The sequence below is a fragment of the Schinkia azotoformans genome (assembly GCF_035811335.1).
Taxonomy (GTDB): Bacteria; Bacillota; Bacilli; order Bacillales; family Bacillaceae_J; genus Schinkia; species Schinkia azotoformans.
The window spans coordinates 249,797-262,045 of record NZ_JARSMD010000001.1; the positions used below are offsets into that span (position 1 = coordinate 249,797).

General features: G+C 38.8%; 10 protein-coding genes, 1 other RNA gene and 1 pseudogene. 7 read left to right on the plus strand and 5 right to left on the minus strand.

Going from position 1 to position 12,249, the window contains the following annotated elements; genetic code table 11:
- The first annotated feature begins 54 nt into the window (after positions 1–54).
- The 7 genes and pseudogenes from eno to P9E47_RS01140 form a co-directional block, all read left to right on the plus strand.
- Positions 55–1,347, plus strand: coding sequence for a phosphopyruvate hydratase (eno, locus tag P9E47_RS01110; protein ID WP_003330790.1), 1,293 nt, complete (start codon positions 55–57; stop codon positions 1,345–1,347).
- A 178-nt stretch (positions 1,348–1,525) separates the two neighbouring features.
- Positions 1,526–1,759 (plus strand): preprotein translocase subunit SecG, encoded by a 234-nt coding sequence (gene secG / locus P9E47_RS01115; protein ID WP_003330791.1) that lies wholly within the window; start codon positions 1,526–1,528, stop codon positions 1,757–1,759.
- 216 nt (positions 1,760–1,975) lie between these two features.
- Positions 1,976–2,722: an alpha/beta hydrolase gene (locus tag P9E47_RS01120; protein ID WP_003330793.1), complete on the plus strand. Its 747-nt coding sequence runs from the start codon at positions 1,976–1,978 to the stop codon at positions 2,720–2,722.
- Between the two features lie 12 nt (positions 2,723–2,734).
- Complete coding sequence (gene rnr, locus P9E47_RS01125; RefSeq protein ID WP_326162308.1) at positions 2,735–5,089, plus strand: ribonuclease R; 2,355 nt, start codon at positions 2,735–2,737, stop codon at positions 5,087–5,089.
- 149 nt (positions 5,090–5,238) lie between these two features.
- Complete coding sequence (gene smpB, locus P9E47_RS01130; RefSeq protein WP_003330795.1) at positions 5,239–5,706, plus strand: SsrA-binding protein SmpB; 468 nt, start codon at positions 5,239–5,241, stop codon at positions 5,704–5,706.
- Between the two features lie 195 nt (positions 5,707–5,901).
- Positions 5,902–6,240: a transfer-messenger RNA gene (gene ssrA, locus P9E47_RS01135) on the plus strand.
- Between the two features lie 540 nt (positions 6,241–6,780).
- Positions 6,781–6,908: pseudogene (locus P9E47_RS01140) on the plus strand (YdcF family protein); the annotation flags it as partial.
- A gap of 77 nt (positions 6,909–6,985) precedes the next feature.
- Here P9E47_RS01140 and P9E47_RS01145 read toward each other — a convergent pair.
- The 5 genes from P9E47_RS01145 to P9E47_RS01165 all read right to left on the minus strand — a co-directional run bounded on the left by P9E47_RS01145 (position 6,986) and on the right by P9E47_RS01165 (position 12,241).
- Entirely contained in the window at positions 6,986–8,392 is a 1,407-nt protein-coding gene (locus tag P9E47_RS01145) for a sensor histidine kinase (RefSeq protein WP_003330796.1), read from the minus strand.
- A gap of 2 nt (positions 8,393–8,394) precedes the next feature.
- Complete coding sequence (locus tag P9E47_RS01150) at positions 8,395–9,105, minus strand: response regulator transcription factor (RefSeq protein WP_003330797.1); 711 nt, start codon at positions 9,103–9,105, stop codon at positions 8,395–8,397.
- Between the two features lie 71 nt (positions 9,106–9,176).
- Positions 9,177–9,539, minus strand: coding sequence for a YxeA family protein (locus P9E47_RS01155; RefSeq protein WP_003330798.1), 363 nt, complete (start codon positions 9,537–9,539; stop codon positions 9,177–9,179).
- A 20-nt stretch (positions 9,540–9,559) separates the two neighbouring features.
- Positions 9,560–11,485, minus strand: coding sequence for an ABC transporter permease (locus P9E47_RS01160; protein WP_003330799.1), 1,926 nt, complete (start codon positions 11,483–11,485; stop codon positions 9,560–9,562).
- Positions 11,486–12,241, minus strand: a complete 756-nt coding sequence (locus tag P9E47_RS01165; RefSeq protein ID WP_003330800.1) for an ABC transporter ATP-binding protein — start codon at positions 12,239–12,241, stop codon at positions 11,486–11,488.
- Positions 12,242–12,249: the final 8 nt, after the last annotated feature.

Here is a 12,249-nt window from a genome sequence, read left to right on the forward strand (position 1 = left end):
GTATGAGGATCCTTTGTTTTTTTGAAAAATAAATGTTTGAAGGAGAGAATATAAATGCCAATTATCGTTGACGTTTATGCTCGCGAAGTCCTAGACTCACGCGGCAATCCAACAGTTGAAGTTGAAGTTTATACAGAATCAGGAGCAATGGGACGAGCTTTAGTTCCAAGTGGAGCTTCTACCGGTGAATATGAAGCTGTTGAATTACGCGATGGCGACAAAGACCGTTACTTAGGAAAAGGTGTATTAAAAGCAGTTGAAAATGTAAATGAAAAAATTGCTTCCGAAATCATTGGCTTTGATGTTACGGACCAAGTGGCAATCGACAACTATTTAATCGAATTAGATGGCACTGAAAACAAAGGCAACCTTGGTGCAAACGCGATTCTAGGTGTATCCATGGCTGTAGCTCGTGCAGCTGCTGATTTCTTAGAAATCCCATTATACGCATACCTTGGAGGCTTTAATGCAAAAACATTGCCAGTACCAATGATGAACATCATCAACGGTGGTGCTCATGCTGACAACAATGTGGACATCCAAGAATTTATGATCATGCCTGTTGGTGCTGAAAACTTCCGTGAAGCATTACGCATGGGTGCAGAAATTTTCCATAGCCTAAAAGCAGTCCTTAAAGCGAAAGGCTTAAACACAGCTGTAGGGGATGAAGGTGGCTTTGCACCAAACCTTGGTTCAAACGAAGAAGCGCTTCAAACCATCATTGAAGCAATCGAAAAAGCAGGCTACAAGCCAGGCGAGCAAGTTCGACTTGCAATGGATGCTGCATCATCTGAGTTTTACAGCAAAGAAGACGGCAAATATCATTTAAGCGGCGAAGGTGTTGTCAAAACATCTGCTGAAATGGTTGATTTCTACGAAAACCTTGTTAATAAATATCCAATCATCTCAATTGAAGATGGCTTAGATGAAAACGACTGGGAAGGCCACAAGATGTTAACAGAACGTCTTGGCGACCGTGTCCAATTGGTGGGAGACGACCTATTCGTTACAAACACGAAGAAGCTTTCTCAAGGTATTGAAAAAGGCGTAGGCAACTCCATCCTAGTTAAAGTGAACCAAATCGGTACATTAACTGAAACATTTGATGCAATCGAAATGGCAAAACGCGCAGGCTACACAGCTGTAATCTCTCACCGTTCAGGTGAAACAGAAGACAGTACAATTGCTGACATCGCCGTTGCAACAAACGCAGGTCAAATCAAAACAGGCGCACCATCACGCACAGACCGCGTTGCAAAATACAATCAATTACTACGCATCGAAGACCAACTTGGCGACATGAGCAAGTACGGTGGCTTATCAGCATTCTATAATTTGAAAAAATAAGAATAACGAGTTTTATGAATTAGATCGTATGGCAAAGAGGGACTAAGCGGATTGGGGCTTAGTCCTTTCTTTAGGTGCCTGTCCCCATATGCCAGTTTTAACTTGTTATTCGAATCCATATATGATAAAGTAGGATTATTGCAAAGAGCGTATGTTGTAGGATTTAGGAGGAATTACAATGCATGCAGTGGCGGTTACCCTTTTAATTATCGTATCCATAGGATTAGTTTTAGTAGTATTATTACAGTCAGGTAAGAGCGCAGGCTTGTCCGGTGCAATTTCTGGTGGTGCTGAACAGCTTTTCGGGAAGCAAAAAGCCCGCGGTATGGATGCTGTTTTACAAAAAATAACAATCGTTTTAGCAGTTCTATTCTTTGTTTTGGCAATTGCGGTAACATACTTCGAAGTTTAAGAAGATAAATCCTTTAACCAAGCAGCAGGTGATCGACGCCTGCTGCTTTTTGCGTATACATGTCTAGCTCCAGCACCCAGCGACTAGTAAACTTCGCCCACCTCCCTACGATAAGTCGATGGGCTCCAGTTTATTCGTCGCTGAACGGGCACTTCCGCTTTTCTTATATTATACTTAATTTTTGCACAGAATAAGAAAAAAGGAGATTTTTTATATATGAAGATTGTTCCAGCAAGACCCTTCACATTTGAAGGAGACAACAAAGAAATGGCTGTGCTCTTGCTTCATGGATTTACAGGGCATACAGCGGATGTCCGAATGCTTGGCCGTTTCCTGCAAAAAAGAGGCTACACAAGCCACGCCCCTTTATACAAAGGTCATGGAGTGCCGCCCGAACAATTGGTTCACACCGGCCCGGATGATTGGTGGCAGGATGTCATGGAAGGCTATCATTTTCTGAAAAATAAAGGCTTTGAAAAAATCGTAGCCTGTGGACTATCCCTAGGAGGGGTTTTTTCCTTGAAATTGGGCTACACTGAGCCTATAGCTGCAGTCATTCCAATGTGCGCCCCCATGTATATTAAAAGTGAAGAGGTTATGTATAAAGGGATTTTGGCCTATGCAAGAGAATATAAAAAGAGAGAAGAAAAAACAGAAGAGCAAATAGAAGCAGAAATGCTAGAGTTTGAAAAAACACCGATGACAACTCTAAAAGCATTACAGCAACTAATTGCCGATGTGAGGGCCAATGTTGATCAAATATATGCGCCAACTTTCGTAGTTCAAGCACGTCATGATGATATGATTAATACGGATAGTGCCAATATTATTTTTAACGAAGTTCAAACAGATGATAAAAAATTAAAATGGTATGAAGAATCGGGACATGTGATAACTCTTGATAAAGAAAGATTTCAAGTTGAAGAAGATATTTTTCAGTTTATACATAACCTCAATTGGTAAGGAGTGAAAAAAATGAGCGAAGAACGTGTCGAACGTTTACTTTCGTTTATGCGCGAGGAATCCTACAAGCCCTTAACGATCAAAGAGCTAGAAGAAGTTTTTGGGATTGAAGATTCCTCTGATTTTAAAGAATTTGTAAAAATGCTCGTCCAGATGGAGGAGCAAGGTCTTGTTGTACGTACAAGAAGCAACCGCTATGGTGTGCCGGAAAGAATGAATATGGTTAAAGGACGAGTGATTGCCCATTCAAAGGGGTTCGCGTTTGTTGAGCAAGAGGATAAATCACTAGATGATATTTTTATCCCGCCTTCAGAAATGAGAAGTGCGATGCATGGTGATATTGTTCTAGCCCGGATTGACAAGCACCCGGCAGACGGTCGACCTGAGGGGGCGATTGTGCGCGTCATCGAGCGTGGCGTCACCCAAATCGTCGGAACTTATGTCGATAATAAATATTTTGGCTTCGTTATTCCGGACGATAAGCGGATCGGCAGTGATATTTTTATTGCAAAAGAAGCAAAAAATGGGGCAGTGGAAGGCCATAAGGTTGTTGTGAAATTAATCAAATACCCAGAAGGCCGGATGAATGCGGAAGGGGAAATCACCGAAATTCTAGGTCATAAAAATGATCCCGGGGTTGATATTCTTTCGATTATTCATAAGCACCAACTTCCTGGAGACTTCCCACCAGATGTCATGGAGCAGGCCCATAATACGCCGGATGAAATTAATCCGGATGAGCTCACAAATCGCCGTGACCTTCGTGATCAGACGATCGTAACGATTGACGGAGCTGATGCAAAGGATTTAGATGATGCCGTTACCGTTACAAAACTTGATAATGGAAACTATAAATTGGGAGTCCATATCGCCGATGTTTCTTATTATGTGACAGAGGGTTCAGCAATTGACAAGGAAGCATTTAACCGTGGAACTAGTATTTATTTAGTAGACCGCGTGATTCCAATGATTCCACATCGCCTTTCAAATGGAATCTGTAGTTTGAATCCGCAAGTGGATCGTCTGACAATGTCATGTGAAATGGAGATCAACTCAAATGGGGAAGTCGTTTCCCATGAGATTTTTCAAAGTGTAATTAAAACGACGGAAAGAATGACGTATTCAGATGTTAATAAAATAATCGATGACAAAGACCCTGAGTTACTTGAAAAATACAAGCCGCTCGTACCAATGTTCCTCTTAATGGATGAGCTTGCAGAAATTCTTCGTAAAAAAAGATTCGAGCGCGGTGCGATTGACTTTGATTTTAAAGAAGCAAAGGTTTTAGTCGACGAAGACGGCAAACCGACCGATGTGATCATCAGAGAACGTTCGTCTGGTGAACGTTTAATTGAAGATTTTATGTTGATTGCCAATGAAACGGTGGCTGAGCATTTCCATTGGATGAATCTTCCGTTCATTTATCGTGTCCATGAAGATCCGAAAGAGGAAAAATTAAGTCGCTTCTTTGAATTCATTACGAACTTCGGATACGTCGTCAAAGGTTCGGCAAATGATGTTCATCCAAGAGCATTGCAGCAAATTTTAGAGGAAGTCCGTGGCACACCGGAGGAAATGGTTATTTCAACCGTGATGCTTCGTTCAATGAAACAGGCCCGGTATGATGCGGAAAGTTTAGGTCACTTTGGTTTATCAGCGGAGTTTTATACCCACTTTACATCGCCAATTCGCCGTTATCCGGATCTAATCGTTCATCGTTTAATAAGAACATATTTAATCGAAGGCAAAATCGATGAACAAACGCAGAGTCTGTGGCGTGCAGAACTTCCGGACATTGCTGAACATACATCTAATATGGAACGCAGAGCAGTTGATGCTGAGCGGGAAACAGATGATTTGAAAAAGGCAGAGTTCATGCTTGATAAGATTGGTGAAGAGTTTGATGGAATTATTAGCTCCGTTACAAACTTCGGCTTCTTCGTTGAACTGCCTAATACCGTCGAAGGTCTCGTCCATGTAAGCTATTTAACAGATGATTATTATCGCTATGATGAAACTAGCTACGCGATGATTGGTGAGCGCACCGGCAATATCTTTAGAATCGGTGACGAAATTACCGTTCGTGTCGTCAATGTCGATAAAGATGAACGAATTGTCGACTTTGAAATTGTCGGCATGAAGGGGACAAGAAGAACCGAAAGAAGACAGACCCCTAAAGTCTTTCAAAGTGGTGGAAGAGGCCGAGGCAGTGGAAGAGACCAAAGCAGTGGTGGAAAAAGCAACTCCAGAAGTCAAGGTAAACAGGGCAGCGGCAGCAACAGGAATGCTAAAAAAGATCACAAAAACAAAGACGGCCAGCCCTATTATCGAAACGTCACGAAAAAGAAGAAGAAAAAAAGAAAATAAAATATAAACGTTTCGAATCAGGTGAAGGCAGAGCACTTCACCTGATTGTGCCCACATGAAACTTAGCAGGTTATCATTTCATAATTGATAGGTATACCTAGTATTTGCTATAGTATTTATATCTTGTTGGATGTAGGAGGGGAGATTTTATGCCAAAAGGTGCAGGCAAGGTGATTGCACAAAATAAAAAGGCTTACCATGATTATTTTATTGAAGATACATATGAAGCGGGAATCGTGCTTCAAGGTACTGAAATTAAATCAATCCGTGCGGGGCGTGTCAATTTAAAGGATTCTTATGCTAAGGTTGAAAAAGGCGAACTTTTTTTACATAACATGCATATAAGTCCATATGAACAAGGGAACCGCTATAATCACGATCCATTACGAACTAGAAAGCTATTGTTACATAAAAAAGAGATTGTAAAGCTCCTTGGTATTACAAAAGAACAAGGCTATTCCCTAGTCCCATTAAAGATATATTTGAAAAATGGATATGCCAAAGTATTAATTGGATTAGCGAAAGGTAAAAAGAATTACGATAAGCGTGAGGATTTAAAACAAAAAGAAGCTAAGCGTGATATTGAGCGGGCTTTCAGAGAACGACAAAAGATGTAGCAATCGTTTTGCGGCGCGCAATGTACATGTGTAAAATATTATGCTATTTAACTGTTATTTACAGTTGATTCGGTTCATGTTTGTGCTATAATAAATAACGTAAGGTAGTTTCACAAACACAACTTAATATGCAGCAAGCATTTAAGCTATACTATCCAGTACACCTTATATATCTTATATTATATATGGGGACGCTACGGATTCGACAGGGGTAGTTCGAGCTTGAGTTGCGAGTCGAGGGGATCGGCCTCGTTAAAACGTCAAAGCCTATAACTGGCAAAACAAACAATAACTTCGCTTTAGCAGCTTAATAACTGTCTAATGCGGTTCCTCCCTCCATCGCCCATGTGGTAGGGTCAGGGACTCACTCTTAGTGGGCTACGCCGGAGTTCGCCGTCTGAGGACGAAGGAAGAGAACAACCAGACTAGCTGCTGAGAAGCCTGTCGATAGGCTGAACAGTTTGCGAAGCGCCAATATATCGACTACACTCGTAGAAGCTTAAGTCACGATGCTTTTGGACGTGGGTTCGATTAGTAATTAGTCGCCTTATGTGGTAACACATAAGTGAAAATTCGGCTTGATCGGGGAAATCTAAGTTGCCAAAAGGCAATAAGGCAATCCCGAGCAGTATGTGGAGCAATCCAACAGCTGTGTATCGACTTATAGGCTGCCAATTTCATTGGTAGTACTAGGATGTGAAACCCTGCCTGAGGACAGTTCAGGTAAATCTAAGTTTCGCATAATACGCCGAGGGGCCTGAGTAAAATTTCAGGTTCAAGATATAGTCAGTGCCATGACGAAAGCATGGAAAAGCACGTCCCACCGTCTCCACCAAATACATACCTTTGGTGGTTAAACATATTACTGTGACATAAAGCATAAAATTTCCGTTTGGAAACTTTATGCTTTATTTTTTTAGGAAATTTTATGCTTGATTTCTAGAAAAATAAAAATAAGCCTAAAGCTGTGTTCAAAAGAACAGCAAAACTATATTTTTTTTGATAGTAAACTAATAAAAATAGGCAAAATAAAAAAGGCTTTATAAACTGATACCACTATCATTTATAATGAACTGGCCAAATGTAATGATTCGAGAATATATTGCCATCATTGTGATGCAACGTAAACGTCATACCGTTGTAGGGGGGCCATTTTAGGAGTTTCTATCCTTTTAACCCTTTTATTAGTTCTATTTAATTAACCAATACAAAAAGCCATTCATCTTTTGTGAATGGCTTTTCCCATATGAGTTAGTTAAGTATAAAGAAGCACCCTCGTTCAAATTTGAATGTCAATCGTTGTTCCATAGCCAACCTCACTATGAATGAGAATTCTTCCATCGTGGACTTTAATAATGTCATTGGCTATGGCCATGCCCAGTCCGGATCCTCTATGTGCTGCTCCAGTGTTGGTTCCACGATAGTAACGGTCAAAAATCCGGTCAAGTTCTTCCTTCTTTATTCCCTTTCCATTATCTTTTATCATAATATTTGTATATTCGTCCTTTTCAACGCTCACGATGATTTTCACATTATGCTCATTATGGACGATGGCATTATAAATTAAATTGTTGATTGCTCTGCGAAAAAGAATTTCATCTATTTCTACCATTATGGTCTCTTGATTTACATGGAACTGGATATCGCGGTCTGCATATTTCGGATCATTCAATAGATCAATCACTATCTTGCGCAAAAAAGCAACAATGTTTACTGCTTTTTTATTTAACGATAGTTCTTTATTCTTTAATCTGGTTGTTAAATTTAAATCTTCCATTACTTCCTTGATATAAAGTGACTTCACTTCGATAATTCCTGCGTATTCCCTCATTTCGTCCAAGGTAAAGTCGTAATCCGGATCCTTGATCATTTCCGCATAGCCCTGAATCGAGGATAGCGGGGTTTTAATATCGTGGGAAATGTTAGCAATCCATTCCTCCCTCATCGCGTCCAGCTTTTTTCTTTCTCTTTCACCGACTTTTAATTGGTCAGATAAATGATTTAAATGATCGAATACATTTTTATATAAACCTCTTGATTCAGTATGATGTTCGAATTCATGATTGGCTAATTTTTTTATGTCTTCAATCAGCTTATTTAATGGCTGTGTGAGCCTTTTACTAAAAAGGTATCCAATCAATAACGCTATTAAGATATCTATTAGTAAAATAGCCATTCCTATTTTAGTTGCGATCAAAATATCTCGATTATTGTAGGAAATAATATATCGATTTAAATCGCGATTTTCAATCCCAATCAAATAGCTCAACTGAAGACCATTTTTTTTCTTTTCTCCAATATAAACAACCGTATTTACACCGACTTCTTTGTACTTATACATTTGAATCATTTCTGATGGCGTGTATTTTTTCTTAATGGTCGCAGGCACTTCAAAGCTGTAAATCTCTTTTCCATTTTCATCTAAAATTTGGATCCAAGCCTTCTTTTTCACTAACTCTTTTTGTCCTTTTTCGGTAATTGTTACACCATGTTTATTTATAATAATTTCTTTTTGGAACCTTCTCGTGAATTGTTCCGGAGATGTTTCCCTTTCCTGAAATAGCGGGCTATCAAAAGTAGATTGTGCTACCAGCAGAGCTATACCAAGAAAAAGATTCATGAAAATAACTAGAATGACAACCAATACAACAGATAGTAAATATCTTCCCGTCAACTTCCATTTCATACTTATAGGTCCTCTATGGCCAGCTTATAACCTAACCCTTTAACTGTCATCAAATATTGAGGATGAGAAGGCTGCTCTTCGATTTTTTCCCGCAGTCTGCGGATATGAACCATGACCGTGTTATCCATCCCGAAGAATTCCTCACCCCAGACTGTATCGTAAAGCTGTTCCTTACTGATCACCTTATTTTTATTTTGGAGGAAAACCTTTATTAATCCCAGTTCTTTTGGCTTTAAGTCAATCACTTGTCCGTTCTTTGACAGTTGTGCCTTTTCTTCATTTAATTCAAAGGGACCTGCCTTTATTTTTGTCTCTTTCTCAGGTTCAGTCTGAAGCATGTAGTCTACTCGGCGCAAATGAGCCTTCACCCGATAGGCGACTTCTTTCGGACTAAATGGCTTCGTAATATAATCATCGCCGCCAATGGCAAAACCTACTATTTTATCGCTTTCCTCCGCTTTCGCAGACAAAAATAAGATCGGTATCCTTGATAGATTTCGTATTTGTTTACAGACATCATAGCCTTCTCCATCCGGCAGCATAATATCTAACAAGACAAGATCCGGATGAGTGTTTTGGAATTGTATAAACCCATCTTCAGCAGTAGCTGCCGTGATGACCTGCTCTATTCCTTCCTTTATTAAAACTGTTTTGAGCAGCCGTAAAATATCTTCTTCATCATCAATGATTAGAACCTTTTTATTTATAGACAAGCTTACTACCTCCTTGTTTTCTATATTATTATAGTAAAAAGGAATCCCTTTTTAAAAGGATTCCCACAACATTAGTTTATTAACTTTTCACTTACCTTTTTAGGAAGCTCATCCTTCTTTACTTCCTGATAGGATGTCACACCTTTATTATCCTTTACAAATAAGAGTAAATAAGCATTTTCCCTAAGCTGTTTTTGAGCCGTAAATGTCATTGTCTTTTGTCGGCCATTCTCATCAAAAGCCGGCAGCTCATATTCATAGCTTATTATTTTTTCGCCGTTGTTAATTTTATCTTCGATTACTTTTCCTTTTCCGTTAATCTGAGTATAATATTCATCGGCTCCTACCCGATTAAAGTTTACCTTTTGAAAAATGACTAGTGCGCCAACAAATATAATGACGATGGTTACGCAAGTGATGAGTAGTTTTTTCATTTTTATTCCCCATTTCTATTCTATTTCATGACAATTTTGTAGTAGGTTCTTACGGTTAAGAAATAATAGGCGATGTACATACAAGCATAAACACCAATACAGATGAATACTGGTATGACCAAGTTTGTTTGCAATAAATTTGATAACGCAGTTAAAGCTACGATAGAGTGAGCAATACCTGCTAGTAATGGCAAGGCAAAGATAAATAAGATTTGCTTCGCAATGGATTTTTTTACTTCATTTTTATTCACACCAATTTTGTGTAAAATCACATAACGCTCTTTATCTAGGCTAGTTTCCGTCAGCTGTTTAAAGTAAATAATGCTTCCTGTTGCAGCTAGGAATACTAGTCCTAAAAAGCCGCCCATAAAAATAAGTAAACCTGATGACTCCATTCCTTGAGAATAATCGGAATAAAAGCTTGAGAAGCCAGCATCCTCTTGTAACATCGATTGAATCTGTTTCGATAATATTTTGGTATCCTCTTCATTCGTCAGTTTGTAAACTTCCATGTTTACAAGGTTTGTTTCACTTGCTAGTTTAGAAAACAACTCATCACTCACAACAACGGTTATTCCCGCTGTGCGAAGATTGAGGACATTAAATTTCTTCCATTTCGTAAAAGTAATATCCTCACTGAGATCATTCACTTTTAACGAGATAGTAGATCCTATATACTTTGGTGATAAACCTTCAAAGTAGCCGGTATCTAAGGCAGCTGCCTCGTTACCTTTTAGTGACAGGGAGTCATCCCTTTTTTGCCATTTCGCTAATTGGTTATAGGTTTTATTGTCGATAATCGTATATTCCACTTCATCCGCCGAATTTTTACTATGAAGATTTGTTATATCAACATTCAACAGCATTGTTGGGACGGCCTCGTGATAGATAATCTCATGATCTTTGTCCTGTGAAATTCGTTCATATATCTGATTGGATCCCTTTTTATCCTTTGCAATATACATCATGCTGTTAGGATTTGCCATTTCTGCATTATGTCTATTGTTATAGTAGAAACTATAGACCGCTCCAACCGCCGTTAAGGTAGTTGCACTTAGAACAGCAATAATCGTTAACGTACGTGCATTTCCCTTTATTCGATAGAGAAGCTGGGATGTACTGATTAAATTGATTCCATTCCAAAAATGACGTTTATTGTTCCGTAAAAGCTTTAAAAGATAAACCGTTAGTGTATTGAATAACAAATACGTACCTAGGATTACAGTGACTAAGATAACAAGTGGAGTTAGCGTGAAGCCTATTTTTCTCCATACATCTGACTCCAATAAATTCTGCAGTGCCAGCCAGTAGCCAATTCCAATTAAGAGAACAGAGATGATCGCGACGATGACAGATGCTTTTGGTTCTTGTTCCCCTTCCTGCTCTGCTTTGAATAACTCAATTAATTTAAAACGGTAAATTAAGCGATATCCGTGAATCGAAGTAATCGCCGTAATCAGAGTGAATACGATAATAGTATTTATGATTGCTTGAGGGGATATAACAAAATTTCCAATCGCATCATAGCCCATGACCTTCATCAACATGGTTACAAAAAACTTTGACAATATTGAACCAAGGATAATCCCAATTAATAAGGCGATAATCCCCATGATAAAATTTTCATAAAATAACATCCGGCCAATTTGCTTTTTGCGAACACCCAGCAAAGAATACAGTCCGACTTCTTTTTTGCGTTTCTTTGTAAAAAACGAATTGGAATACCAGATAAACACAGCTACAAAAATCATTAACACAACTGATGCACCATTAAAGACAGAACTGATTTTTGTGGATGAATCTGTTGTTTCCTGAATTGTTTGCTCGTATTTTAAAGAAACAAAGGTAAAGTAAATGACAATACTAAAAATCATCGAACCAATATATAAGCAATAGTTCGTAAAATTCTTCCAAATATTTTTTCTGGCAATGCTGAATAATGTCATTTAGTGTCCACCCCCAAGTGAAGCAAGGACATCTAATATTTTTTGAAAGAATTCTTGACGGGTTTGCTGCATCTTATGAATTTCGGCGCAGATCCTGCCATCTTTAATAAATAAAATCCGTTTACAGAAGCTTGCCGCAAAAGCATCATGCGTGACCATCATGATGGTTGATTGATTCTGCTCATTTAATGCTGTTAAGCTTTCTAGTAAGTCAGTAGCAGATTTTGAATCCAATGCACCTGTCGGCTCGTCTGCCAAAATTAAGCTTGGATTTGTTACCATCGCACGGGAAGCAGCTGTTCTTTGCTTCTGGCCCCCGGAAATATGATAGGGATATTTATCAAGTATGTCCCGAATTCCAAACGTATCTGCAATTTTCTCGACACGGTTTTCTATTTCCTTCGCAGGCACTTTTGATAATGCCAGCGGCAGCAATATGTTTTCCCTTGCTGTTAAGGTATCAAGCAGGTTATAATCTTGAAAAATAAAGCCGAGTTTATTGCGGCGGAAGTCTGATAATTGCTCTTCTTTCATTGTGACAATATTTTGCTCGGCAATAATAATTTCTCCCGAAGTTGGCGTATCAATGGTAGATAATATATTGAGTAATGTGGATTTACCAGCACCCGAAGGTCCCATGATTCCGATAAATTCACCTTCCTTAATTTCCAAGTCAATATCTTCTAAGGCTTTATATTGATTTCCTTTTGTACCATAAACTTTTTGAATATTTTTCGCATGTAAGATTGTTTTCATTAAAAAGT